The sequence below is a fragment of the Pseudomonas sp. PARCl1 genome (assembly GCF_947311875.1).
GTDB classification, from domain to species: Bacteria; Pseudomonadota; Gammaproteobacteria; order Pseudomonadales; family Pseudomonadaceae; genus Aquipseudomonas; species Aquipseudomonas juntendi.
This window is the reverse complement of sequence record NZ_CAMZMX010000010.1, coordinates 82,083-105,906: the sequence shown is the minus strand read 5'-3', so window position 1 is coordinate 105,906 and position 23,824 is coordinate 82,083. Positions and strand designations below refer to the sequence as shown.

Sequence of the window (23,824 nt, the reverse complement as noted above, 5' to 3'; positions counted from 1 at the left end):
CTGGAGGCTGGCATGGCGTTCACCGACCCGTTCATCCGTCGCCCGGTGCTGGCCAGCGTGGTCAGCCTGCTGATCCTGTTGCTGGGTATCCAGGCCTGGCACACGCTGCAGATCCGCCAGTACCCGCGCATGGAAAACGCCCTGATCACCGTCACCACGGCCTACCCCGGGGCCAACGCCGAAACCATCCAGGGCTACATCACCCAGCCGCTGCAGCAAAGCCTGGCCAGCGCCGAAGGTATCGACTACATGACCTCGGTGAGCCGGCAGAATTTTTCCGTCATATCCATCTACGCCCGCATCGGTGCCGACAGCGACAGGCTGTTCACCGAACTGCTGGCCAAGGCCAACGAAGTGCGCAACAAGCTGCCGCAGAACGCCGAAGACCCGGTACTCAGCAAGGAAGCCGCCGATGCTTCGGCGCTGATGTACATCAGCTTCTACAGCGAACAGATGAGCAACCCGCAAATCACCGACTACCTGTCACGGGTGATCCAGCCCAAGCTGGCCACGCTACCCGGCATGGCCGAGGCAGAAATCCTCGGTAACCAGGTATTTGCCATGCGTCTGTGGCTGGACCCAGTGAAACTGGCCGGTTTCGGCCTGGCGGCCAGCGACGTGACCGACGCCGTGCGCCGCTACAACTTCCTGTCCGCTGCCGGCGAAGTCAAAGGCGAATACGTGGTCACCAGCATCAACGCCAGCACCGAGCTGAAGTCAGCCGAGGCGTTCGCCGCCCTGCCGGTCAAGACCAGTGGCGACAGCCGCGTACTGCTGGGTGACGTGGCGCGTGTGGAGATGGGGGCAGAGAACTACGACACCGTCAGCTCATTCGACGGCACGCCCTCGGTGTACATCGGCATCAAGGCCACGCCCGCCGCCAACCCGCTGGAGGTGATCAAGGAAGTGCGGCGGGTCATGCCCGACCTGGAAAGCCAGTTGCCCTCGGCGCTGAAGGTGTCTATCGCCTACGACGCCACGCTGTTCATCCAGGCCTCCATCGACGAAGTGATCAAGACCCTCGGCGAAGCGGTGCTGATCGTCATCCTAGTGGTGTTCCTGTTCCTTGGCGCCCTGCGCTCGGTGCTGATCCCTGTGGTGACCATTCCGCTGTCGATGATTGGCGTGTTGTTCTTCATGCAGATGATGGGCTACTCGCTGAACTTGCTCACACTGCTCGCCATGGTCCTGGCCATCGGGCTGGTGGTGGACGATGCGATCGTGGTGGTGGAAAACATTCACCGGCATATCGAAGAAGGCAAGTCGCCGTTCGATGCAGCCTTGGAAGGCGCGCGCGAGATCGCCATGCCGGTGGTGTCGATGACCATCACCCTGGCAGCGGTGTATGCGCCCATCGGCTTTCTCAGCGGGCTCACCGGGGCACTGTTCAAGGAGTTCGCCCTGACCCTGGCCGGCGCAGTCGTCATTTCCGGTATCGTCGCCCTGACCCTGTCACCGATGATGTGCGCCCTGCTGCTACGCCGCGAGCAGAATTCCAGCGGCCTGGCCCACTGGCTCGATCGGCAGTTCGCGCGCCTGAAGGTAAGCTACCAGCGCCTGCTGCACGGCACGCTCGACAGCCGGCCGGTGGTACTGGTGTTTGCCGTGATCATCCTGTGCCTGATTCCGCTACTGCTGAAGTTCACCCAGAACGAACTGGCCCCCAACGAGGACCAGGGGGTGATCTTCATGATCAGCAGTTCCCCGCAGCCAGCCAACCTTGACTACCTCAACGCCTACACCAACCAGTTCACCCCTCTGTTCAAGACCTTCCCCGAATACTATTCGTCGTTCCAGATCAACGGTTTCAATGGTGTGCAGAGCGGCATCGGTGGCTTCCTGCTCAAGCCCTGGAACGAGCGCGAGCGTACGCAAATGGAGCTGCTGCCACTGGTACAGGCCAAGCTGGAAGAGGTCGCCGGCCTGCAGATCTTCGGCTTCAACCTGCCGTCGCTGCCCGGCACCGGCGAAGGCCTGCCGTTCCAGTTCGTGATCAACACCGCAGGCGACTACCCGGCACTGCTGGAGGTGGCCCAACGCATCAAGGCTCGGGCCCAGGCATCGGGCAAGTTCGCCTTCCTCGACATCGACCTGGCCTTTGACAAACCCGAGGTGGTGGTCGATATCGACCGGGCCAAGGCGGCGCAAATGGGGGTATCGATGGACGTCCTCGGCAGCACCCTGGCCACCTTGCTGGGTGAAGCCGAAATCAACCGTTTCACCCTCGACGGGCGCAGCTACAAGGTCATTGCCCAGGCCGAGCGCGCATACCGCGACAACCCCGGTTGGCTGAACAACTACTACGTGAAGAACGACCAGGGCAAGCTGCTGCCGCTGGCGACCCTGGTCACCCTCACCGACCGCGCTCGCCCGCGGCAGCTCAACCAGTTCCAGCAGTTGAACTCGGCCATCATTCAAGGCGTACCGATGGTCAGCCTGGGCGAAGCGCTGAAGACCGTGCAGGACATCGCCCGCGAAGAGGCCCCGGAAGGTTTCGCCTTCGACTATGCCGGCGTGGCCCGCCAGTACGTGCAGGAAGGCAGCGCACTGTGGGTGACCTTTGGCCTGGCACTGGCGATCATCTTCCTGGTCCTGGCGGCCCAGTTCGAAAGTTTCCGGGATCCGCTGGTGATCCTGGTTACGGTACCGTTGTCGATCTGCGGGGCGCTGTTGCCATTGTTCCTGGGCCTGTCGAGCATGAACATCTACACCCAGGTCGGGCTGGTGACATTGATCGGGCTGATCAGCAAACACGGCATCCTGATCGTCGAGTTCGCCAACCAGTTACGTGATGAGCTTGGCCTGGGCGCGCGCGAGGCAATCGAAGAAGCGGCGGCGATTCGCCTGCGGCCGGTGCTGATGACCACGGCGGCAATGGTATTCGGCATGGTGCCGCTGATCCTCGCGACCGGGGCCGGGGCGGTAAGCCGCTTCGACATCGGTGCCGTGATCGCGACCGGCATGTCGATCGGCACGCTGTTCACCCTGTTCGTGCTGCCTTGTATCTACACCCTGCTGGCGCACAAGACGGTGGCCAAGGAACCTGCTGCCGCCTGAAAACCGCCCACCGAGGGCCACCTGCAGAAACGCCAGAGGCCTCGCGCTTGCGAGGCCTCTGGCATGTACAGCTACACCGGTTTCAACCAAATGGCCGCAACCCTTGGCGCAGGCCGAACAGCAACAGCAACAGATCCTGATCCGGCTCTACCCTGGCCTTCTGCTGCGGTTTCACGTCCCGCGGCAGTGCGCACTGGGCGGCCATCTCAGCCTTACTGAATACCGTTGGCCTCGGCTCTTCCCAGGCAGCCACCGCTACAGTGGTCACCGCCAGGCCCGCTACCAGGAACAAAGCTCGAGCTATTTCTAGTTTCATTACCCTAACCCTTTGACAGCGCTGCCAAACGCCACCTTGTAAAAGTAGAGTAGCGTCTGCCATTCCGCCTCGTTGAGCGACGAATGGCGGCGCAATTGGCGCAGGTCGTTACCCGCCGCGCGCTGGCAACTGAAACGTCGCCGACACTTCTCGAGGTCGAGCAGCGCCACTTCGACACGGGCTTGCTCGCCCTCGCCCAGCACCTTGACGAACACATGCTTGCCGTACAGGCAGCCGTGCTGCCAATGGCCCAGGTGCATGCGCGCCAGGTTTTCGGCAAGGTCCTTGAGCATGCGCTCGTGGACCACCTGTGGGTAACGGTCTCGGGCACCTTGGGCATGCCAGGTGTCCAGCTCCACAAACCCGTCCAGTGCTTCGCTGACCAGCAGCGCCCGCCACTGGTGGTCGGCATCGCGCTGGGCACCACAGAACACCAGGCGCGGTACACGCACCCCGAGTTGCTCGAAGCTGTTCAGCGCATCGAGTTCACGCAGCACGGTTGGCCGGCCGAAGGGGTGCAACAGGCTGCGATAAATATGCCCGACCTGACGCTTTGCATACAGCAGTTTGCCGTTGGCATCGTTGAGCCGTTGCACACCACTTTCGCCACCCCGGCGCTGGTTAGGCTCCTCTACCCACTCGCCTTGCTGGCGCCAGTAAAAATCGAAGCGCGACTCCCCATTCTGGGCTACAGCCATCAAACACTACCCCTTACGCAATACATAAACCCGCCACATGGCATAGAACGGCAGGAAGTCGAGGCGTTCCTGGATCCTGAAACCGGCGGCGCGGAATTCTTCTTCGACCGTGTCGGCCGGTAACACAAACCGGTTCTGGTAATGGTTCTGCTCGGCTTTGGTGCTGCGGCGCTGTTCCAGTTTCCTGCGCCGCCAAGCCTTGAAGTTGCCGTCCACCCACAGTGACAAGATCACACTATCACGGCTAACTCGTTGAAATTCAGAAAGAATTTTCTTTCTGTGGGCTGCCTCGCCAATATGGTGAAACAGCCGCATGCAAAAAATGCTGTCGACGGAGTTGTCTGGCAAGTCGATGTCGAATGCCGATGTCTGCAAAGGCCGTACCCGCGCGACCACTTCTGGCGGTTGCGCAGCACAGGCGGTGTCGATCATCGCCTGGGAATTATCGGCACCGATGATGACCCGGTTGTTCTTTTCTGCCAGCAGCGGCCAGAAACGACCAGCGCCGCAGGGCAAGTCCAGGACCAGGCCAGGCTCACCCGCCAGCGCCAGTGCGCGGCGGGCCAGCTGCTCATCTCGCTTGTGAGACAGCCGGCGGGCCAAGCCATCCTGGTGCTTGAGAAAATACTCTCGGGCATGGTCTTTGTCGTACTTCTCGGAAAATTCAAGCTTGATAGGGCTACGCATTGAGCATCTCCTGATTCCATTGCGCTCACATTAGGTAAATGCGCGTAGGAATCAGGTCATGCTGATGTGAAAAAAGTGTTGGCCACGGTAACACGTGTAACAACACATTACCCAGCCACGACGTCCGGCTCTTCTTTCACCCGCGTATTGCTCAAGTCGACATGGAAACGGCAGCCATGGGGTACAGAAGAGGTCAAGGTCACCCGCCAGCCCTGGTCGTCGCAGATGCGCTGCACCAGCGACAAGCCCAGCCCAAGGCCCTCGCCGCGCCGCTCGTCACCGCGCACGAACGGCTTGAACATGGCTTCGCGCTGTTCTTCTGGTATGCCCACGCCACTGTCTTCCACGCTGAAGCCATGGCTTTCCAGGCTCAGGCGGATGTAGCCGGCATCGGTGTAGTGCGCCGCATTGCGCAGCAGGTTGCCCATCACCGACTGCAGGAAGGTCGCGTTGTACAGCACTGCGCTGGCACTGGCCTGGCCATCGAAATACAGGGTCAGGCCCTTCTGTTCGATGGTGTCGCGCCACACCCCGATCAGCTCGTTGGCCACTTCGCGCAGGGTCGCCCGGGAGGCTACTGCGCCTTCGTCACGTTGCGCCCTGGCCAGCATCAGGAAGGTCTTGACCAGCTCGCGCATCTCTTCGGTTGCCCGCGCCACGCGCTCCACCTGGCTGCGCGCGCGGGTGTCGAGGTTGGGGTTTTCCTGCAGCAGCTCGCAGGACGTGGCCAGCACCATCAATGGGGTGCGCAACTCATGGCTGACGTCACTGGTGAACAGCCGTTCACGGGTCAGCGCATCACGCAGGCGGCCCAGCGTGTCATCGAACGCCACCGCCAGCTGGCCAACTTCGTCCGCCGCATAGTCCGGCGCCAACGGCGGCGCCAGGCCCAGCAGCTGGTCACGGTGGCGAACTTGCCGCGCCAGGCGAATCACCGGTGCCATCACCCGCCGCGCCACCAGCCAGCCCAGGATCACCGCCAGCACCAGGCTGAGCACGAAGCCCACCAGCACCACCGCGAACAGCACACGCTCGCGCTCCTCGAAGTCGCTTTGGTCCTGCAGCAATACATAGCGGCGGCCATCGACGATCTCGACCATCGCGTGGTAGGAAAGCTGGTCGCGGAATACTTCGTGGAAGCCACGGTCCAGATGGCGCAGGTCTTTGGGCAGCTCAAAGTCGTCGCGCCCGCCGCTGAAGTAGAACAATTGGTCGGGGCGCGGGCGGTGGCTCCAGTCGCTGACGCTGTCCATGCGCAGCAGGCGCTGCAAGTCACCGCCCAGTACCGATGAAATCAGCCGCTCTTCGACCAGGTGCACGGTGCCGACGATACCGAAGGCGAAGGCCCCGGCCACCAGCGCGCTCATCAGGGCAAAGGCGATGATGATGCGCTGGGCAAGGCTTTGCTTAAACTCCATCACGACCCTCGGCGAGGCGATAGCCGACGCCATGGACGGTATGCAGCAGCGGTTTTTCGAACGGTTTGTCGATCACCTGGCGCAGTTGGTGCACATGGCTGCGCAGGCTGTCACTGTCGGGGCAGTCGTCCCCCCACAGGGCTTCTTCCAGCACTTCGCGACGCAGTACATGAGGGCTCTTCTGCATCAACACGGCTAACAGCTTGAGGCCGACCGGGTTGAGCTTGAGCATGCGGCCCTGGCGGGTGACCTCCAGGGTGTCGAGGTCATAGCTCAGATCAGCCACCTGCAGGCTGCGCCGCCCGCCGCCCTGGGCCCGGCGCAGCACGGCTTCGATGCGTGCCGCCAGCTCGGACAGGGCGAAAGGCTTGAGCAGATAGTCGTCGGCCCCGGAACGGAAGCCTTGCAGGCGGTCGTCCAACTGGTCGCGGGCGGTAAGCATGATCACCGGCGTGTCGCGGCGGGCGTCTTCGCGCAGGCGCTTGCACAGCGTGTAGCCATCGATACCGGGCAACATGATGTCGAGCACGATCAGGTCATAGTGCTCGGTGGCAGCCAGGTGCAGCCCGGACAGGCCATCCTGGGCGCAGTCGACGGTATAGCCCTTCATGCCCAGGTAATCGGCCAGGTTGGCCAGGATATCGCGGTTGTCTTCAACCAAAAGAATGCGCATCGGTTTCTCCTGTGCGGCGCTTCTCGCTGTGGTGCGCGGCAGGCGCAGCTTACGGCCTATGCCTGCAGGGTGCCAGCCCCCGGAAAAATTCACCGCACTTGACGGTTTTTTCACTGATCCTTCACGGACACAGGATAGCGGGCCGACGACAATGGCCGATCTTTTTTCCGCCCTGGAGCCGCCATGCAGCAAGCAACCCGCCCTCGCCCGATCAATTACTGGCTGTACCTGGGTATTCCGTTGGCGACCGCGTTGGCCCTGATTCTGCTGGAGCTGACGTCGATCGACATGGACCTCGCCAAGCTGTTCTTCGACCCTGTAGCCGGGCAGTTCATTGGCCGCCACAGTTATTGGCTGGAAAACATCCTGCATGACCGGGTCAAACAGGGGGTGATCCTGCTGGGGCTGATAGCGCTGCTGACCTTCGCCGCCAGCTTTTTCGTAAAGCGCCTATTTGGCTGGCGCCGCGAGCTGGGCTGCCTGGTGTTGGCGCTGGGTTTGTCCACCGCGTTTGTCACGCCCCTGAAGAAGGTGACGCAGGTGCAGTGCCCCTGGAGCCTCACCCAATTTGGCGGTACCGAAACCTACAGCAAGCTGCTGCAACCACGGCCGGCCACCGACAAGCCCGGGCTGTGCTGGCCGGGCGGGCATGCCGCGACCGGGTTCTGCCTGTTCGGCCTGTTCTTCATGTTGCGTGACCGCAAGCCGCGCCTGGCGCGGGCGGCATTCGTGGTGGCCTTGCTGGCAGGTTCGCTGCTTGGCGTTGGGCGCATGCTGCAAGGGGCGCACTTCCTGTCGCACAACGTGTGGACGGCGGTGTTCTGCTGGTTGATCGGGTTGGGGTCGTATTATCTGGTGCTGTATCGCCGGGGCATGGTAGAAGTGCCCGCGGTCAAAAACAGCGTTGCCTGAAGCCGGGGCCGCTTAGCGGCCCAATGGCGCCCACAGGAGAATAAAAAAGCCCCGGTTCTCGCGAACCGGGGCTTTCTCATGGTGCAGGGGGTAAGGCTGGCTTACATCATGCCGCCCATGCCACCCATGCCGCCCATGTCAGGCATGCCAGCAGCTGGCTTGTCTTCTGGCAGGTCGGCAACCATGGCTTCGGTGGTGATCATCAGACCGCCGATCGAAGCAGCAGCTTGCAGCGCCGAACGGGTGACCTTGGCTGGGTCCAGGATACCCATCTCGATCATGTCGCCGTACTCGCCGGAGGCAGCGTTGTAACCGAAGTTACCCGAACCTTGCTTGACCTTGTCAGCGACAACGCTTGGCTCGTCGCCGGCGTTGGCAGTGATCTGGCGCAGCGGCGCTTCGACAGCGCGGCGCAGCAGGGCAATACCGACGTTCTGGTCTTCGTTGTCGCCTTTGAGGTCGATAATGGCTGCCAGGGCGCGAACCAGGGCAACACCACCGCCAGGCACCACGCCTTCTTCAACGGCTGCACGGGTAGCGTGCAGGGCGTCTTCAACGCGGGCTTTCTTCTCTTTCATTTCAACTTCGGTACCAGCACCGACCTTGATCACGGCAACACCGCCGGCCAGCTTGGCCAGACGCTCTTGCAGCTTCTCACGGTCGTAGTCCGAAGAGGTTTCTTCGATCTGGGCACGGATCTGCTTGACGCGTGCTTCGATCTCGGTGTCAGCGCCAGCACCATCGATGATGGTGGTGTTTTCCTTGGACAGGATCACGCGCTTGGCGTTACCCAGGTGCTCCAGGGTAGCGGTTTCCAGCGACAGGCCGATTTCCTCGGAGATGACCTGGCCACCGGTCAGAACGGCGATGTCCTGCAGCATGGCCTTGCGGCGGTCGCCGAAGCCAGGTGCCTTGACCGCAGCAACCTTGACGATGCCGCGCATGTTGTTGACTACCAGGGTAGCCAGCGCTTCGCCTTCGACGTCTTCGGCAACGATCAGCAGTGGGCGGCCGGCCTTGGCAACGGCTTCCAGCACTGGCAGCAGCTCGCGGATGTTGGAGATTTTCTTGTCAACCAGCAGCAGCAGCGGGCTTTCCAGCTCGGCAACCATGGTGTCTGGCTTGTTGACGAAGTAAGGCGACAGGTAGCCGCGGTCGAACTGCATGCCTTCTACGACGGACAGTTCGTTTTCCAGGCCCGAGCCTTCTTCAACGGTGATCACGCCTTCTTTACCGACTTTTTCCATGGCTTCGGCGATGATTTCACCGATGGAGCTGTCGGAGTTGGCGGAGATGGTACCGACCTGAGCGATGGCCTTGGAATCGGCGCATGGCTTGGACAGGCTCTTCAGCTCGGCGACAACGGCAGCAGTGGCCTTGTCGATACCGCGCTTCAGGTCCATCGGGTTCATGCCGGCAGCGACGGCTTTCAGGCCTTCGTTGACGATGGCCTGGGCCAGTACGGTAGCGGTGGTGGTGCCGTCACCGGCGGCGTCGTTGGCCTTGGAAGCGACTTCCTTGACCAGCTGGGCGCCCATGTTCTCGAAGGCGTCTTTCAGCTCGATTTCTTTGGCGACGGAAACGCCGTCCTTGGTGATGGTTGGCGCGCCGAAGCTCTTGGCCAGAACCACGTTACGACCTTTCGGGCCGAGGGTAGCTTTTACCGCGTCAGCCAGAACGTTGACACCAACCAGCATTTTTTTACGAGCGGAGTCGCCGAATTTTACGTCTTTAGCAGCCATGATCGTTTAATCCTTGGAAATTCTTTGGAGTAACGGGAAGTCGGGGAAATCAGCCTTCGATAACGGCGAGGATTTCATTCTCGGCCATGACCAGCAGGTCTTCGCCATCGACTTTCACGGTGTTGCTGCCCGAGTAAGGGCCGAAAACCACTTTGTCACCGACCTTGACGGCCAGTGCACGGACTTCGCCGTTTTCCAGAACGCGACCGGTGCCAACAGCAACGACTTCGCCGCGGTTAGGTTTTTCAGCGGCCGAACCCGGCAGGACGATACCGCCAGCGGTTTTCGATTCTTCTTCGCTGCGACGGATGACTACGCGGTCATGCAGAGGACGAAGCTTCATTGTCGATCTCTCCCAAATTGTGGTTTTCATCGGCCGGTATCGAAACCGGCGGGTTGAGGCTGTCCGGCGTTGCCGGAAGGTAGCCCGCCAAGGGCAAGCCACCTGAGTAATGTCTGGCGTTAATGCCAGAAACCTTGCGGTGACCACATACATGAGGCCGCCATATCCAATTACAAGGCTTGCCCTACAAAATTTTTCAGCTCGCGGAAAAAACGCGGGGCCGCATGTGCGGCCCCGTAGTGGAAAGCGGTGGTTACTTGTCGCGGCGCTCGTACTCGCCCTCAATCACGTTCGGCCGGTGGCCGCCATCGCGCGGCTGGGCCTGGAACGGGTCGTCCTGGAACGCGCGCTGGCGCATGGCCTGGGCCTCGGCGCGTTCGCGCAGCTTGCGCGCGGCCAGATGGCGGGTGAACGGCAGCAGGCACAGCAGGCCCAGCACGTCGCTGATAAAGCCCGGCAGCAGCAGCAAACCACCGCCCACCGCCAGCATCATGCCCTGGAACATGTCCTCGGCGGGCAGCTCACCGCGCTGCAGGCTTTCCCGGGCGCGCAGGGCGGTGGCCAGGCCAGCCACGCGCATGACCAGCACACCCAAGGCGGAACCGGCAATGATCAGCAACAGCGCCGGGAAGAAACCGATGGCCGCGCTGACCTTGACGAATACGAACAGCTCCAGCACTGGAAACAGCAGAAGCAACAGTAGAAAAGCACGCATCAAAGCATTCCTCGTCGGAAGAGAACCTTCCTTTAAGACCATCAAGTGGATGCAAAAGCACGCTTTTTCAACCCTCGCCCCCTGCCGGCATGGGCCACTGGTCGGCCCGCGCCAGCAAAACCAGGGCTTCGCGGACTTGTGTCGGCGTATTGCAAATATGCGGGAAGGGTAACCAGTACACCCCTTGGCCGATGCGCAGGTGCATGCCTTCGCTGTCCACCCCGGCCAGTTGCGCTGTGGCATGGTTCGGCAGGCCGGTCAGTTGCACATAGTGGGCTATGGCATTGGCGTGGTCGCTGTTCATGTGTTCGACCATGCTGGCCTCGGCCGTGCCGGCGAACGGGTTGGCCAGGGTGACCTGGTCGAGCCAGTGGATCGCGCCGAAGCCGCCGATGTAACGGTGGCGTACCGGCTGCAGCACCCAGAAGTCGAAATCGTGAGCCTTATGGTAGCCGGCAGCGTCCGGGAAATAGCGGTAGTAACGCTCGGCGGCAGCCCCGATGGCGTCTGCCTCGACCAGCTTGTGCGCTTCGGCCATTACCGTAAGGCGCCCCACCGCCTGCACATCCTCAGCTTCGCGCTCACCTACCAGCAGCGAGCACTTGGGATCTTTTTGCAGGTTGTGGGTATGCTGGGCAATGCGGCTGATGAGGATCAGCGGGTTGCCGTGAGCGTCCAGGCAGTACGGCACCACCGAGCCGAACGGGTAGCCGGGCATCGACTTGGAATGCGTCGAGAGCACGCCGCGGTATTCCTTGAGCAGCAGTTCCCGGGCTGGGCGAATGGCGTTGGTACTCACTGGGTGCGGCTCCTGGTGGCAAACGGGATGGGTGACAAGATAAGCATTATCACACCGGGTGCCAATGGGGCCGCGGTGCGGCCCGGCGGTTTACCAGGTCACGCCAAAGCCCGCGGTATAGCGCGTCTTCTCCAGATCACTTTCACTCGTGCCGCTGATGATGTCACGCTCCGCCTTGAGGTTGAGCGAAGCCCATTCGGTAACCTTGTAGCGCAGCCCCACCTCGGCATCCAGCGAATAGTCGGCCACCCCACCCAGCGGTTTGGCGAGCTCGCCGTTGGTGAACAGCTGCACGTTCTTGCCGATCAGGTAACGGGTGTAGTCCCACTTCACGGCAGCGGAATAGAAGTTGTCTTTGCTGCCGTCCTGGTACTCGAAGTCGGTGCGGTTGATCAGCGACCCCAGCGAGAATGCGCCAAGTTCATTGTCCCAGAACTGGTAACCCGGGCCGGTACCGACGGTGCGCTGGCGGGCAAGGTCTTCGATGCGGTCACGCTTGTATTCCGCCCGCCCCTGCCAGAACCACTTCTCGGTAATGAAGCGGTCCAGCGCGTATTCGGCACTCCAGTTGTCGGTGGTGGTGACGTCGTCCTTGGTTTCGCGGTTGTACTCGCCTTCGGCGTTGTGCCGCCAGCGGCCGTGGCGGGCCGTGGTCTTGAAGCTGACATCGTAGTCGTCGGTATCGTTTTCGGCGCGCTTGTAGTCCAGCGCCACATCCACGTTGCCTTTCCACACGAAGTCTTCGACCAGGGGCTTGGGCTTAATGATTTGCTCGATGCTGGCCAGCTCCACGGTCTTGGGTGCCTCGCCGTTGGCCAAGGTCACCTTGCCCGGTTCAGCGGCCTTCAGCGACTTGGCCTTCTCGCCCGTGTAGGCATCCTGCTTGACCAGCAGTTCCTGGTCGCTTTCCAGGGTCTGCACCTGTTTCCAGTCCAGGGCAATGGAGCCGCCGTAGGGCGTTTCCAGCAGCAGCTTGCCGCCATCGAAAACTTTGATCTTGCCACTGAGCCGGTCACCGTTCTTCATCCACACGGTATCGGCCAACGCCGGTGAGGCGCACAGGGAAGCAGCGAGCAGGCACAACAGGGATCTAGAATGCATAGATGTAATACGGTTCGATTCGAAGAAAAAAGCCGGGCATTATCCAGCTACCGCCGACCAGAGCAAGCACAGACCGGCAGCCTGGCATTGAGTTCAATACGCATTTACCTGACCATTTGTCCGGTTTCATCCACAGCCCAAGGGGGGCGCCATGTCAGGGGGACCTGAGCACATGCCGGAATCGGCCGAAGGTCGACGAACGGCATTGTATTCGGTGCTTGGCCAAGTACCGGCGGGCAAAGTCGTGAGCTATGGCCAGCTCGCAGCGCTGGCCGGGCTTGGCCGCGCAGCCCGCTGGGTAGGGCGCACCCTCGGGCAACTGCCTGCGCAAACCCGCCTGCCATGGCACCGGGTGCTGGGCGCAGGGGGCCGCCTGAGCCTGGCGCTGGGCACACCGGCCGGGGATGAACAACGGGCGCGGCTGCGTGCAGAAGGCGTGAATGTGACCAACAATCGTGTGGATATGACGCGCCATGGCTGGCGCCCGACAGATCACAGCGGTTAGAGTGCGCGCTTTGTTTTCGAAAACTTGAGGCAGATGTTGGCCCATGCCCCGTAAAACCTGGCGCGCTGCGCTCGCTGCCTATGCCAGCCCGTCAACCCTGGTACTTTTGCTGCTCGGTTTCGCCGCCGGCCTGCCCTACATGTTGGTGTTCTCGACCCTGTCGGTGTGGCTGCGCGAAGCTGGGGTGGCCCGCGAAACCATTGGTTACGCCAGCCTGATCGGCCTGGCCTACGCCTTCAAGTGGGTGTGGTCACCGTTGCTCGACCAATGGCGCCTGCCGCTGCTCGGCGGCCTGGGGCGCCGGCGCTCGTGGCTGTTGCTGTCGCAGGCACTGGTGGTGATCGGCCTGGTCGGCATGAGCCTGTGCGACCCGCAACAACATCTATCCTGGTTGATCGCCATGGCCGTGCTGGTGGCCTTTGCCTCGGCCACCCAGGACATCGCGGTGGATGCCTACCGCCTGGAAATCGCCGACGACCAGCGCCAGGCCGCCCTGGCCGCCAGCTACATGGCCGGCTATCGGGTCGCCGCCCTGCTCGCCACCGCCGGCGCGCTGTTCTTCGCCGAGTGGTTCGGGTCTACCGGCTTCAGTTACCTGCATAAAGCCTGGGCCGGCACCTACGTGATGTTCGGGGTGATGATGCTGCCCGCGCTGTTCACGACCCTGGTCATGCGCGAACCGCCGGTGCCGCTGCGCACCCAGCTGTCGGCTGCGCGCTACGGCCTGGTGCACCAGATGGCCTCGGTGTTCGTGCTGATCATCCTGCTGGTGTCGGTGCCCGCCAGTTTCACCCAGATGTTCAATACCGGCTGGTCCACGGTCATCTCCGGGGATGCCACGCCGCTCGACCTGTTGCTCGAAGACCGCGCCTTCCTGCGCCTGATCCTCTATGTGCTGCTGACCTGGGCATGCCTGTCGAGCCTGGGCCGCCGCGGCCTGGCCCCGGTGCTGACCCCGGTCAACGACTTCATTGCCCGCTACCGCTGGCAGGCTTTGCTATTGCTAGGCCTGATCGCCACCTACCGCATGTCGGACACGGTCATGGGCGTGATGGCCAACGTGTTCTATATCGACATGGGCTTCACCAAAGACCAGATCGCCAGTGTCAGCAAGATCTTCGGCCTGATCATGACCTTGGTCGGTGCCGGTATCGGCGGGCTGCTGATCGTGCGCTTCGGCATCATGCCCATCCTGTTCATTGGTGGCGCGGCATCGGCGGGCACCAACATCCTGTTCCTGATGCTGGCGGACATGGGGCCTAACCTGGAAATGCTGGTGGTCACCATCTCGCTGGACAACTTCAGTTCCGGCATGGCCACTTCTGCGTTCGTGGCGTACCTGTCGAGCCTGACCAACCTGAAGTTCTCGGCCACCCAGTACGCGCTGCTCAGCTCGATCATGCTGTTGCTGCCGCGGTTGATCGGGGGGTACTCGGGGGTGATGGTGGAGAAGTTCGGTTACCACGACTTCTTCCTGATTACCGCCCTGCTGGGCGTGCCTACGCTGATCCTGATCGCCTTGCAGTGGCGCCACGAGGCTGGCCGCGGTAAACCGCTGGCAGAGCCAGGCGCGGCGGCCTGATGGGCAACGCGGGTAAAAAGCCACATTGCGATTGTGTGTGGCTGTCACAGCGCCAGTACGCCCGCCAGCCCCGCCTGTAGGAGCAACTGTCTTTCTCAGAATTTGAAAAGCCTGCGCGATTCATTGTGCGGGCTTGCCCGCGAAGCAGGCGACGCGGTGTCTGGCACCGGCTGCGCCGGTGTTCGCGGGCACGCCCGCTCCCACAGGAACCGTGTGATCTTCGAGTCCTGCATTTTAGCTGTTGATCTACCCCCTCTTCGGCTGAGGCAACACCAGATCCAGCCAAGGCTCGCCAATCCTGAGCATGGCATTGAGTCGCACCAGGAAGACCCGCATGCAGGCCACGGTAGCGACATTGGCAAGTTACAGATCGACAAGGCACAGGTACTGCAGATCAGTCAGCCACGGCCCCTTGCCCCGGCCGGCCGCCCACCACAAACCACAACGGCCACAGCGCCAGCGCGCCCGCCAGCCCCGCCGCCAGTGCGAAATGCAGCAAGCTGGCACCGGCGCCGATCATGGCCAGCAACGCCCCACCCAGCCCCAACAGGGCGATGGTGATCATCCCCAGCATGGCCGAGACCAGGCCTTTGCTTTGCTCGCTGGAAAACAGCGTCATGCGGTACAGCACCGCATTGGCCACACCCAGGCCCAGTGCATACAACGACATGCCTGCCACCAGGCTGGTCACGCTCGGCCAATACCATGTCGCCAGCACCATCACGCTCAACCCTGCCAGGTACGGCCACAGGGCACCACGGACCAAGGCCGGCAGCGGGTAGCGGTCGGCAATACGGTTGATGATCAGGTTGCCCAGGATCAACCCGCCAAACACCGGCAGCTGCCACAGCGCATATTCCAGGGTCGTCAGGCCCTCATCGTGAATGAGCAATACCGGTGACAGCCCAATCCAGCCAATCAGCGGCAACCCGACCAGGCCCAGGGCGGCGCTGCCCGCGACAAAGCGGCGGTTGCCGAGCAATTGGCCGTAGCCTGCCAACAATGGCAACAGGTGGATCGGCGTGAACGCCAGGCGCGAACCGTCGCGACGCTCTACACCCAGGGTTTCGGGCATGAGCCGGTACAGCAGCCCCCAGCACACCACGGCCCCCACGGCGAAAGCCACGAACAGCCAACGCCAGTCCAGCCACTGCAACAGCAAGGCCCCGACCAGCGGGCCAAGCAGCGGCGACAGCAGGGCGATGTTGGCCAGCAGCGCCATCATCCGCACGGCATCCGCCTCGCTGAATGCCTCATTCAGCGCCGGGTAGCTGACCGTGACCACAAAGCCCAGGCCTATCCCCTGCAACAGGCGCAGCAGGTTGAACAGGCCAATATCATGGGCCCAGAAGGTCGCCAGGCAGGCCAAGCCGAAGAACGCGCAGCCGGCCAGCAGCAACGGGCGCCGACCATAGCGGTCTGCCAGCGGGCCGATCAGCCACTGCAGCACAACGCCACCGAGCAAGTACAGGTTGAGGGCATGGGGGATGTATTCAGGGCTGGCGTTCAGGTCGCCGACCACGACCGGCATGGCCGGCATCACCGCGTCACTGGCCAGGTAGGTCAGCAGTTCGAACAGGGCCAGGGTCAGGCCAAACAGCAAGGCCCGCAGGGGGGTGATGTACAGCAGTGGTTTCATGATGGCATATGAGGGGGTGACAGGCAGGAGCAGGGTATATGCCAGAAATTGCAGGGGTTTGCTGTGAACAAGTGTAATCGGGGCAAAAAAAGCGGGGCCGCTGTGCAGCCCCGGCGCTGATGCGCTGTTACTGGGCAGCAGTTTCCTGCACGACCCGAATGACCCGCTGCGGGAACGGAATGTCGATCCCTTCGGCCTTCAGGCGGTCACGCGCCTGCTCGTTGAGCATGAACATCACATCCCAGTAATCGGCGGTCTTGGTCCACAAGCGCAGCGACACGGTGATCGAACTGTCACCCAGCGTCGCCACCACCGCTTGCGGAGCGGGGTCGGCCAGCACGCGAGGGTCCTGGGCCAGCTCCAGCAACACATTGCGGGCCTTCTGCAAATCAGCCTCGTAATCCACGCCCACATCGAACACCACCTTGCGCGTGGGCTGGCGGTTGGTGTTGGTGATGATGCCATTGGACAGGCTGCCGTTGGGCATGATCACCGTCTTGTTATCACCGGTGCGCAGCACGGTGTGGAAGATCTGGATGCTGTCGACAGTGCCGGCAACGCCTTGTGCCTCGATCCAGTCGCCGATGCGAAACGGGCGGAACATCAGGATCAGCACGCCGCCAGCGAAGTTGGCCAGGCTACCCTGCAGCGCCAGGCCGATGGCCAGGCCGGCGGCACCGATAGCCGCGACGAACGAGGTGGTCTCGATGCCGATCATCGACGCCACGCTGACCAGCAGCAGCACCTTCAGCACGATGTTGGCCAGGGTGCTGATGAAGCCCTGCAACGCCAGGTCGGCATTGCGCAGGCCGACCAGCTTGCCCAGGCGGGCGCTGACCTTGTTGATGATCCACCAGCCGACCGCCAGGGTCACCAGCGCCAGCAGCACACGGCTGCCGTATTGCATGATCAAGGGGATCCAGGTTTGCGACTGGCGAACCAGCTGATCGACTTCAGCGTTCAAATCCATATTCATCTCCTGATGCCGAACGGCAAGTACACGGTAGAACAGACCGCGCTAACACACGGCCCCGGCCCCCATGGACATCATTGAGCCATGGGGGTTCCTGGCCAAACCCGCATCAGTCGCGGAAGTTGTTGAACTGCAGCGGCATCTCGAATTCCTTGGTCCGCAGCAAGGCAATGGCCTCCTGCAGGTCGTCGCGTTTCTTGCCGGTTACCCGTACCTGCTCACCCTGGATGGCGGCCTGCACCTTCAGCTTGCCGTCCTTGATGGTGGCGACGATCTTCTTGGCCAGGTCCTTGTCGATACCCTCGCGGAACTTGGCTTCCTGTTTCTTTTCCTTGCCGGACGCATACGGGTCCTTGGTTTCCAGGCATTTCACGTCGATCTTGCGCTTGACCAGCGCCAGGCGCAGGATTTCCAGCATGGCTTCGAGCTGGAACTCTTCCTCGGCGGTGAGCATCACGGTCTGCTCTTTGTCCTTGAACTCGAAGGAGCCCTTGCCTTTGAGGTCGTAACGGCGGTCCAGGTCCTTGATGGCGTTGTCCACCGCGTTCTGCACTTCGTGCTTGTCCAGTTCCGATACCACGTCGAACGAAGGCATGGTTGTTCTCCCAAAATAAAAGCGCGCTCAGGCTGACGATGGAGCGCGCCGGGTTTGACGGTTAAAATGCGGGCTCATTATAACGGGTTGCGAAACGCATATGAGCAGCACCTGGCATATTCTCGGCGCCGGCAGCCTCGGCAGCCTGTGGGCTTGCCGCCTGGCACGCGCGGGCAAGGCAGTGCGCCTGGTGCTGCGCGATCGGCAACGGCTGCAGGCCTATGAGCAGGCTGGCGGCCTGACGTTGATCGAGCAAGAACAGCCCCGGCACTACGCCATACCCGCCGAAACCGCCCAGGCTGACGGGCCGATCCATCGCCTGCTGGTGGCCTGCAAGGCCTACGACGCGGCCCCGGCGATTGCCGGCCTGGTACCACGCCTGGCCGAGGGCGCAGACGTGCTACTGCTACAGAACGGCCTGGGCAGCCAGGACGCGGTGGCAGACCTGCTGCCACAGGCGCGCTGCGTTTTCGCCTCCAGCACCGAAGGCGCCTTCCGCGAAGGCGACTGGCAGGTGCGTTTTGCCGGGCATGGCTTCAACTGGCTGGGCGACCCGCGCAACCCGGCGCTGCCGGCCTGGTTCGATGACCTGCACGAAGCAGGCATCCCTGCCGAATGGACGGTGGATATTCTCACCCGCCTGTGGCGCAAGCTGGCCCTCAACTGCGCGATCAACCCGCTGACCGTGCTGCACGCTTGCCAGAACGGCGGCTTGCTGGGCCACCTGGCGGAAGTACATGGCCTGTGCACCGAACTGGCCGCACTGCTGCGCCGCTGTGGCCAGCCGCAAGCGGCCGAGGGCCTGGACGAAGAAGTGCAACGGGTGATCATGGCCACCGCAGCCAACTACTCTTCCATGTACCAGGACGTGCACGCAGGCCGACGCACCGAGGTGCATTACCTGCTCGGCCATGCCTGCCGGGTTGCCGCGCGGCACGGCCTGCAGCTGCCGCAACTGGAACACCTGCTGCAACGCCTGGTCGAACACCTGCGCTTACGTGGCTTGCCCTGCGACTGACGCAGCCCTATTACCTGGATACGGACACTGCCTAGCCCATGACCTTGCGCCATCGCCTGGAAAACCTCCCGGTCGGGCAGAAGCTGCTGGCGGCCCTGCTGGTATTGCTGGTGACCATCCTGCTGGTGGCCAACCTCACCTTCATCAGCGCGGCTTACTGGATCACCCAGGAGAGCATGGCACCCCAGGCCCTGCAGACCATCGGCCGGCTGGTGGCCAACCCGCAACTGGCCGAGCGCGCGGGCGACACCCCAGACACCGCCAGTGCCCTGCTCAAGGAGCTGGACAGCTACACCCCGCTGCGCGCGGCAGCCGTGTACGGGGGGGACGGTCGCATGCTGGCGCAACTCCAGCATGGCGACCCGTTGACCTTGCCCAAGCGCTTTCGCAACATCGACGGCTGGCGCCTGATGGAGTTTCGCAGCACCCAACTGATCCGCATCCCGCGCGAGGCCAACCCGCCGGCCCACCTGTTGCTGGTGGCCAGCAGCGAGCTGCCCACCGCGTTCTACACCGGCACGCTCAGTGCCAGCCTGGCTATCCTGGTGTTCAGCATCCTGCTGTGGATCTTCATCGCCCGCCAGATCAAACGCCTGATCACCCAACCGATCAACCAGCTTGAAGAACTCAGCCGCCAGGTCACCCGCGAAGAGAGCTACGCCCTGCGCGCCCGGCGTGGCAACGACGATGAGATCGGCAGCCTGGCCGACGCCTTCAACACCATGCTTTCGCGCATCGAGGCCCGTGAGCAGCAACTCAAACGCGCCCGTGACGAGTTCCAGGATGCCTATGACCAGGCCCAGGGTCTGGCCGAGGAAACCCGCCATACCAACCGCAAGCTGGAACTGGAAGTGCAGGTGCGCAGCAAGATCGAGAAAAAACTCACCGGTTTCCAGAACTACCTCAACAGTATCATCGACTCGATGCCTTCGGCATTGATTGCCCTGGACGAACAGCTCTATGTCACCCAGTGGAATCACGAAGCCACGGTCCTCTCCGGCACGCCGTTGCATGAGGCGCTGAACCAGCCTGTGTTCATCGCCTTCGAGCCGCTGAAGCCGTTCCTGCCGCAACTGAAGGAAACCGTGGAAAAGCACCGGGTGGCCAAGATCGAGCGGGTCACCTGGCCCAAGGGCGACGAGCTGCGCCATTACGCCCTCACCTTCTACCCGCTCACCGGCGGCGGCGGGCGCGGCGTGGTGATCCGCATCGACGACATCACCCAGCGCCTGTCGCTGGAAGAAATGATGGTCCAGTCGGAAAAAATGCTCTCGGTCGGCGGCCTGGCGGCGGGCATGGCTCACGAAATCAACAACCCGCTGGGCGCCATCCTGCACAACGTACAGAACATCCGCCGACGCCTGTCGGCAGACCTGCCCCGCAACCAGGAACAGGCCAGCGAGCTTGGCCTCGACCTGGCCATGATCAACCGCTACCTGGCCAGCCGCGAAGTGCCGCAACTGCTCGATGGCATTCAGCAGGCCGGGGCCCGCGCGGCGAAGATCGTCACCCACATGCTCAGCTTCAGCCGCCGCAGCAACCGACAGCTGGAGCCTTGCGAGTTGCCGGCGCTGATCGACCAGGCGGTGGAAATTGCCGGCAACGACTTCGACCTGGCGATCGGTTTCGACTTCAAGGGGCAGGCCATCGTGCGGCAGTTCGACCCTGAACTGGGTCCTGTGCCGTGCACTGCCAATGAACTGGAACAGGTACTGTTGAACTTGTTGAAGAACGCCGCCCAGGCCATCCACCTGCGCCCGCAACCGAGCGAGCCGGGGCGGATCACCCTGCGCACCCGGCTGAACCCGCCGTGGGCGGAGATCCAGGTCGAGGACAATGGCGTCGGCATGCCAGAGGCCGTGCGCAAGCGCACCTTCGAGCCGTTCTTCACCACCAAGGAAATCGGCCAGGGCACCGGGCTGGGCCTGTCGGTTTCGTACTTCATCATCACCAACAACCACAAGGGGCAGATGGAGGTGCACTCCACGCCTGGCCAGGGTACGTGCTTCACCCTGCGCCTGCCCCTCGGCCAGCCGGCAGCAGCGGCGCCGACCTTACCGGAGCAATGACATGGGCAACCGCCTATCGAAGATCTACACCCGTACCGGCGACCAGGGCGAAACCGGCCTGGGCGACGGCCGGCGGGTGCCGAAGAGCCACCCGCGCATAGAAGCCATTGGCGAGGTAGACAGCCTCAACAGCCAGCTTGGCGTGCTTTTGGCAGGCCTGGCCGAGCAAGGCCTGGAAGAGGTCACTACGGTGCTCGCGCCGTGTCAGCACCGCTTGTTCGACCTGGGTGGCGAGCTGGCCATGCCCAGCTACCAGGCCTTGAACCAGGCAGAAGTGGAGCGCCTGGAGGCGGTCATCGATGTGTGGAACGAAGAGCTGGGGCCGCTGAAGAACTTCATCCTGCCCAGTGGTTCGATGCTGGTGGCGCAAGCCCATGTGTGCCGCAGCCTGGCGCGCAGCGCCGAGCGGCGCTGCCAGCAGCTGCATGCGCTGGAACCACTGGAAGGGGTAGGTCTGGCGTACATCAACCGCCTGTCCGACCTGCTGTTCGTGGCGGCGCGGATCATCGGGCGGCGACAGGGGGTGGCCGAGGTGTTGTGGCAGCCTGCTGAAAAGCCGCAGGGCTGACAGGTTCGGGGCGGCCTGCGCGGTGTCGCGCAGGGCCGCCCCAATGGCTCAGGCCTCGGGCCAGAATGCCCGGATGCCGGCCACACCCTGGGCCCCGGCTTCCCAGGCTCGCTCGCGCTCACCCGGCCCTACCCCACCCAGCAAGTACACCGGCTTGCTGAACCCGACCAGCAAACGTCGAGCTTCGTCCCAGCCCAACGGCGCCGCCTCGGGGTGGGTCTGGGTTGCCTGGACTGGCGACAGGGTGACGAAGTCGACGCCCATCTGCTCGGCCAGTGCCAGCTCTTCGGCGCAGTGGCAGGAAGCCGCCAACCACCGCTCGCGGGGAAACGGCCGACCTTTGGCGGCGTACTTGCGCAACTGCGCCGCGGTCAGGTGCCAGCCGGCCGAAGGGAAATCGCCCAGCCATTCCAGCGGCCCCTTGAGCATCAACTGCGCCTTGCCCGCACACAGCCCAACCGCATCCACCGCCACGTCGCGGTACTTGGGGTCGTACATGTCCGGGGCGCGCAACTGAATCAGGCGAATGCCACTGGCAACCGCCTTCTGTATGCCTTTGAGCAGTTGCGGCACTTCCAGGCCATCGGGGGTAATCAGGTACTGGTCCGGCAGGCGCGCGGCAGCCACGATCGGCTGGTTGGCCTCGGGAAATTCGTACTGCGGCAAATCGCGCGGGGCAACCCACGCCAGCGGCTGACCCTCGGCGCCATGCGCTTCGCCGGTAAAGGCCTGCACTTCACGCACGTCCAGCAACACCTGCTTGTCCGGGTAGTCGTGGCTGACCTTGATCAGCGCACGCGAACGGCTCACCTCGATACCCAGCTCTTCGCGCAGCTCGCGGGCCAGTGCCGCTTCCACGCTTTCACCGGCTTCGACCTTGCCGCCGGGAAACTCCCACAGGCCACCCTGGTGCTGGGTGGCGGCCCGCCGCGCGATCAGAATGCGGCCATCGGCGCCACGAATGACCGCTGCTACAACATGAATCCGTTTCACACTTCACGCTCCGCCAGGCCAGCCTGCAACAAGGCGCGCAACGTGTCGCCGAAGTTCAGGTGATCGCTCATGGTTAGTCTCCTGGTTCTGGAATTGTGGGGCCGTTGCCCGACCCCATCACTGCATCAGGTACGGTATTCGGCGTTGATCTTCACGTACTCGTGCGACAGGTCGGTGGTCCAGATGGTTTCGCTGCACTGGCCACGCCCCAGTTCGATCCGGATCGTGATCTCTTCCTGGGCCATCACTGCCGAGCCCTGGGCTTCGGTGTAGCTGGGGCTGCGGCCGCCCTGGCTGGCGATGCACACGTTATCCAGGTAGACGTCGATCAGGCTCACGTCCAGCTCCGGCACACCGGCACGGCCCACCGCGGCGAGAATACGGCCCCAGTTGGGGTCCGACGCGAACAGTGCGGTCTTGATCAGCGGCGAGTGGGCCACTGCGTAACCGACGTCCAGGCATTCCTGGTGGTTGCCACCGCCGTTGACCTGCACGGTCACGAACTTGGTCGCACCTTCGCCGTCACGCACGATGGCCTGGGCCACGTCCATGCACACTTCGAACACGGCTTTTTTCAGGGCCTCGAACAGCGCACCACTGGCCTCGGTGACTTCTGGCAGGTTGGCCTTGCCGGTGGCGATCAGCATGCAGCAATCGTTGGTCGAGGTGTCGCCATCGATGGTGATGCGGTTGAACGACTTGTTGGCGCCGTCCAGCATCAGGTCCTTGAGCACCGCCGGGGCAACCTTGGCGTCGGTGGCGATGTAGCCAAGCATGGTGGCCATGTTCGGGCGGATCATGCCGGCGCCCTTGCTGATACCGGTCACGGTCACGGTCACGCCATCGTGCTGGAACTGGCGGCTGGCGCCCTTGGGCAAGGTATCGGTGGTCATGATGCCGGTGGCCGCTTCGGCCCAGTTGTTCTCCGACAGGTTATCGAGGGCGGCCTGCAGCGCGCCTTCGATCTTTTCGACCGGCAGTGGCTCGCCGATCACCCCGGTGGAGAACGGCAGTACCGATTCGGCGGGTACGCCGGCCAGTTCAGCCAGCTTGGCGCAGGTGCGTTCGGCGGCTGCCAGCCCAGGGGCGCCGGTACCGGCGTTGGCATTACCGGTGTTGGTCAACAGGTAGCGCACGGTGCCCTGTACACGCTGCTTGGAGAGGATCACCGGTGCCGCGCAGAACGCGTTGAGGGTGAACACGCCCGCCACGCTGGAGCCTTCGGCGCAGCGCATGACCACCACATCCTTGCGCCCAGGACGCTTGATGCCGGCAGAAGCGATGCCGAGTTCAAAACCCGCAACCGGGTGCAGGGTGGGCAAAGGACCAAGACCAACAGCCATTAGAGCGCTCCTAGAAAATTCGGTGGATGTACAAAAAACGGGGCCGCAAAGCGGCCCCAGGATGTATCAGGTTACAAC

At 62.9% G+C, this 23,824-nt stretch carries 22 protein-coding genes and 1 pseudogene; 7 read left to right on the top strand and 16 right to left on the bottom strand.

Annotated features, from left to right (window positions below; genetic code table 11):
• The first annotated feature begins 12 nt into the window (after window positions 1–12).
• Window positions 13–3,057 (top strand): multidrug efflux RND transporter permease subunit, encoded by a 3,045-nt coding sequence (locus QME24_RS08275; protein ID WP_281690802.1) that lies wholly within the window; start codon window positions 13–15, stop codon window positions 3,055–3,057.
• A gap of 82 nt (window positions 3,058–3,139) precedes the next feature.
• Here the strand turns inward: QME24_RS08275 and QME24_RS08270 are convergent, their stop codons facing one another.
• The 5 genes from QME24_RS08270 to colR all read right to left on the bottom strand — a co-directional run bounded on the left by QME24_RS08270 (window position 3,140) and on the right by colR (window position 6,849).
• Window positions 3,140–3,373 carry a hypothetical protein gene (locus tag QME24_RS08270; protein WP_029887498.1) on the bottom strand — a complete coding sequence of 78 codons (234 nt, stop codon included), beginning with the start codon at window positions 3,371–3,373 and terminating at the stop codon, window positions 3,140–3,142.
• On the bottom strand, window positions 3,373–4,071 hold the full coding sequence (locus tag QME24_RS08265; RefSeq protein ID WP_009684388.1) for a lipopolysaccharide kinase InaA family protein: 699 nt from the start codon (window positions 4,069–4,071) through the stop codon (window positions 3,373–3,375). Before QME24_RS08265 ends, QME24_RS08270 begins: the two co-directional genes overlap by 1 nt.
• Before the next feature lie 6 nt (window positions 4,072–4,077).
• Complete coding sequence (locus QME24_RS08260; protein ID WP_009684389.1) at window positions 4,078–4,758, bottom strand: class I SAM-dependent methyltransferase; 681 nt, start codon at window positions 4,756–4,758, stop codon at window positions 4,078–4,080.
• 107 nt (window positions 4,759–4,865) lie between these two features.
• Window positions 4,866–6,176: a HAMP domain-containing sensor histidine kinase gene (locus QME24_RS08255; protein WP_054905810.1), complete on the bottom strand. Its 1,311-nt coding sequence runs from the start codon at window positions 6,174–6,176 to the stop codon at window positions 4,866–4,868.
• Window positions 6,166–6,849, bottom strand: a complete 684-nt coding sequence (colR, locus tag QME24_RS08250) for a two-component system response regulator ColR (RefSeq protein WP_009684391.1) — start codon at window positions 6,847–6,849, stop codon at window positions 6,166–6,168. The genes QME24_RS08255 and colR overlap by 11 nt, the downstream gene beginning before the upstream one ends.
• A gap of 183 nt (window positions 6,850–7,032) precedes the next feature.
• On the opposite strand from colR, the gene QME24_RS08245 reads away from it, so the two are divergent.
• On the top strand, window positions 7,033–7,761 hold the full coding sequence (locus QME24_RS08245; protein ID WP_009684392.1) for a phosphatase PAP2 family protein: 729 nt from the start codon (window positions 7,033–7,035) through the stop codon (window positions 7,759–7,761).
• 101 nt (window positions 7,762–7,862) lie between these two features.
• Here QME24_RS08245 and groL read toward each other — a convergent pair whose 3' ends face one another.
• The 5 genes from groL to QME24_RS08220 all read right to left on the bottom strand — a co-directional run bounded on the left by groL (window position 7,863) and on the right by QME24_RS08220 (window position 12,461).
• Window positions 7,863–9,503, bottom strand: a complete 1,641-nt coding sequence (groL, locus tag QME24_RS08240) for a chaperonin GroEL (protein WP_054905812.1) — start codon at window positions 9,501–9,503, stop codon at window positions 7,863–7,865.
• Window positions 9,504–9,552: 49 nt separating this feature from the next.
• Complete coding sequence (locus QME24_RS08235) at window positions 9,553–9,846, bottom strand: co-chaperone GroES (RefSeq protein WP_009684394.1); 294 nt, start codon at window positions 9,844–9,846, stop codon at window positions 9,553–9,555.
• A gap of 253 nt (window positions 9,847–10,099) precedes the next feature.
• Window positions 10,100–10,561 (bottom strand): FxsA family protein, encoded by a 462-nt coding sequence (locus QME24_RS08230; RefSeq protein ID WP_009684395.1) that lies wholly within the window; start codon window positions 10,559–10,561, stop codon window positions 10,100–10,102.
• A 67-nt stretch (window positions 10,562–10,628) separates the two neighbouring features.
• Window positions 10,629–11,360: a HugZ family protein gene (locus QME24_RS08225; protein ID WP_280091626.1), complete on the bottom strand. Its 732-nt coding sequence runs from the start codon at window positions 11,358–11,360 to the stop codon at window positions 10,629–10,631.
• Between the two features lie 90 nt (window positions 11,361–11,450).
• Window positions 11,451–12,461, bottom strand: coding sequence for a DUF481 domain-containing protein (locus tag QME24_RS08220; RefSeq protein WP_054905813.1), 1,011 nt, complete (start codon window positions 12,459–12,461; stop codon window positions 11,451–11,453).
• 151 nt (window positions 12,462–12,612) lie between these two features.
• Between QME24_RS08220 and QME24_RS08215 the strand changes: the two genes are divergently transcribed.
• The gene (locus QME24_RS08215) at window positions 12,613–12,966 is read left to right on the top strand and encodes an MGMT family protein (protein WP_029887494.1); all 354 of its coding nucleotides are present in this window, start codon (window positions 12,613–12,615) and stop codon (window positions 12,964–12,966) included.
• 43 nt (window positions 12,967–13,009) lie between these two features.
• Window positions 13,010–14,548 carry an AmpG family muropeptide MFS transporter gene (locus tag QME24_RS08210; protein ID WP_054905814.1) on the top strand — a complete coding sequence of 513 codons (1,539 nt, stop codon included), beginning with the start codon at window positions 13,010–13,012 and terminating at the stop codon, window positions 14,546–14,548.
• A 246-nt stretch (window positions 14,549–14,794) separates the two neighbouring features.
• Here QME24_RS08210 and QME24_RS08205 read toward each other — a convergent pair.
• The 4 genes and pseudogenes from QME24_RS08205 to QME24_RS08190 form a co-directional block, all read right to left on the bottom strand.
• Window positions 14,795–14,908, bottom strand: a pseudogene (locus QME24_RS08205) (IS110 family transposase); the annotation flags it as partial.
• A gap of 34 nt (window positions 14,909–14,942) precedes the next feature.
• Complete coding sequence (locus QME24_RS08200; protein ID WP_009682792.1) at window positions 14,943–16,187, bottom strand: MFS transporter; 1,245 nt, start codon at window positions 16,185–16,187, stop codon at window positions 14,943–14,945.
• A gap of 127 nt (window positions 16,188–16,314) precedes the next feature.
• Window positions 16,315–17,157 carry a mechanosensitive ion channel family protein gene (locus QME24_RS08195; protein WP_009682793.1) on the bottom strand — a complete coding sequence of 281 codons (843 nt, stop codon included), beginning with the start codon at window positions 17,155–17,157 and terminating at the stop codon, window positions 16,315–16,317.
• A 112-nt stretch (window positions 17,158–17,269) separates the two neighbouring features.
• Complete coding sequence (locus QME24_RS08190) at window positions 17,270–17,755, bottom strand: YajQ family cyclic di-GMP-binding protein (RefSeq protein ID WP_009682794.1); 486 nt, start codon at window positions 17,753–17,755, stop codon at window positions 17,270–17,272.
• 100 nt (window positions 17,756–17,855) lie between these two features.
• On the opposite strand from QME24_RS08190, the gene QME24_RS08185 reads away from it, so the two are divergent.
• Genes QME24_RS08185 through QME24_RS08175 form a run of 3 tightly spaced genes read left to right on the top strand, consistent with a single transcriptional unit; the run spans window position 17,856 to window position 21,410 of the window.
• Window positions 17,856–18,773, top strand: a complete 918-nt coding sequence (locus QME24_RS08185; RefSeq protein WP_232892377.1) for a putative 2-dehydropantoate 2-reductase — start codon at window positions 17,856–17,858, stop codon at window positions 18,771–18,773.
• Window positions 18,774–18,811: 38 nt separating this feature from the next.
• Window positions 18,812–20,842: an ATP-binding protein gene (locus tag QME24_RS08180; protein ID WP_029887627.1), complete on the top strand. Its 2,031-nt coding sequence runs from the start codon at window positions 18,812–18,814 to the stop codon at window positions 20,840–20,842.
• Window position 20,843: 1 nt separating this feature from the next.
• Window positions 20,844–21,410 carry a cob(I)yrinic acid a,c-diamide adenosyltransferase gene (locus QME24_RS08175; protein ID WP_054905817.1) on the top strand — a complete coding sequence of 189 codons (567 nt, stop codon included), beginning with the start codon at window positions 20,844–20,846 and terminating at the stop codon, window positions 21,408–21,410.
• A 48-nt stretch (window positions 21,411–21,458) separates the two neighbouring features.
• Here QME24_RS08175 and QME24_RS08170 read toward each other — a convergent pair whose 3' ends face one another.
• Together QME24_RS08170 and argJ are read right to left on the bottom strand one after the other, a co-directional pair.
• Complete coding sequence (locus QME24_RS08170; RefSeq protein WP_281690801.1) at window positions 21,459–22,403, bottom strand: Nudix family hydrolase; 945 nt, start codon at window positions 22,401–22,403, stop codon at window positions 21,459–21,461.
• Between the two features lie 125 nt (window positions 22,404–22,528).
• Window positions 22,529–23,746, bottom strand: coding sequence for a bifunctional glutamate N-acetyltransferase/amino-acid acetyltransferase ArgJ (argJ, locus tag QME24_RS08165; protein WP_009684404.1), 1,218 nt, complete (start codon window positions 23,744–23,746; stop codon window positions 22,529–22,531).
• Between the last annotated feature and the right edge of the window lie 78 nt (window positions 23,747–23,824).

Bases quoted from the DNA above. Each gene is read 5' to 3' on its own strand.
- QME24_RS08200 (WP_009682792.1), bottom strand. From the start codon at position 16,187: ATGAAACCACTGCTGTACATCACCCCCCTGCGGGCCTTGCTGTTTGGC.
- QME24_RS08180 (WP_029887627.1), top strand. From the start codon at position 18,812: ATGACCTTGCGCCATCGCCTGGAAAACCTCCCGGTCGGGCAGAAGCTG.
- QME24_RS08195 (WP_009682793.1), bottom strand. From the start codon at position 17,157: ATGGATTTGAACGCTGAAGTCGATCAGCTGGTTCGCCAGTCGCAAACC.
- QME24_RS08185 (WP_232892377.1), top strand. From the start codon at position 17,856: ATGAGCAGCACCTGGCATATTCTCGGCGCCGGCAGCCTCGGCAGCCTG.
- QME24_RS08215 (WP_029887494.1), top strand. From the start codon at position 12,613: ATGTCAGGGGGACCTGAGCACATGCCGGAATCGGCCGAAGGTCGACGA.
- QME24_RS08210 (WP_054905814.1), top strand. From the start codon at position 13,010: ATGCCCCGTAAAACCTGGCGCGCTGCGCTCGCTGCCTATGCCAGCCCG.
- QME24_RS08270 (WP_029887498.1), bottom strand. From the start codon at position 3,373: ATGAAACTAGAAATAGCTCGAGCTTTGTTCCTGGTAGCGGGCCTGGCG.
- QME24_RS08275 (WP_281690802.1), top strand. From the start codon at position 13: ATGGCGTTCACCGACCCGTTCATCCGTCGCCCGGTGCTGGCCAGCGTG.
- QME24_RS08220 (WP_054905813.1), bottom strand. From the start codon at position 12,461: ATGCATTCTAGATCCCTGTTGTGCCTGCTCGCTGCTTCCCTGTGCGCC.
- QME24_RS08255 (WP_054905810.1), bottom strand. From the start codon at position 6,176: ATGGAGTTTAAGCAAAGCCTTGCCCAGCGCATCATCATCGCCTTTGCC.
- QME24_RS08260 (WP_009684389.1), bottom strand. From the start codon at position 4,758: ATGCGTAGCCCTATCAAGCTTGAATTTTCCGAGAAGTACGACAAAGAC.
- argJ (WP_009684404.1), bottom strand. From the start codon at position 23,746: ATGGCTGTTGGTCTTGGTCCTTTGCCCACCCTGCACCCGGTTGCGGGT.
- QME24_RS08265 (WP_009684388.1), bottom strand. From the start codon at position 4,071: ATGGCTGTAGCCCAGAATGGGGAGTCGCGCTTCGATTTTTACTGGCGC.
- QME24_RS08190 (WP_009682794.1), bottom strand. From the start codon at position 17,755: ATGCCTTCGTTCGACGTGGTATCGGAACTGGACAAGCACGAAGTGCAG.
- groL (WP_054905812.1), bottom strand. From the start codon at position 9,503: ATGGCTGCTAAAGACGTAAAATTCGGCGACTCCGCTCGTAAAAAAATG.
- QME24_RS08175 (WP_054905817.1), top strand. From the start codon at position 20,844: ATGGGCAACCGCCTATCGAAGATCTACACCCGTACCGGCGACCAGGGC.
- colR (WP_009684391.1), bottom strand. From the start codon at position 6,849: ATGCGCATTCTTTTGGTTGAAGACAACCGCGATATCCTGGCCAACCTG.
- QME24_RS08245 (WP_009684392.1), top strand. From the start codon at position 7,033: ATGCAGCAAGCAACCCGCCCTCGCCCGATCAATTACTGGCTGTACCTG.
- QME24_RS08230 (WP_009684395.1), bottom strand. From the start codon at position 10,561: ATGCGTGCTTTTCTACTGTTGCTTCTGCTGTTTCCAGTGCTGGAGCTG.
- QME24_RS08235 (WP_009684394.1), bottom strand. From the start codon at position 9,846: ATGAAGCTTCGTCCTCTGCATGACCGCGTAGTCATCCGTCGCAGCGAA.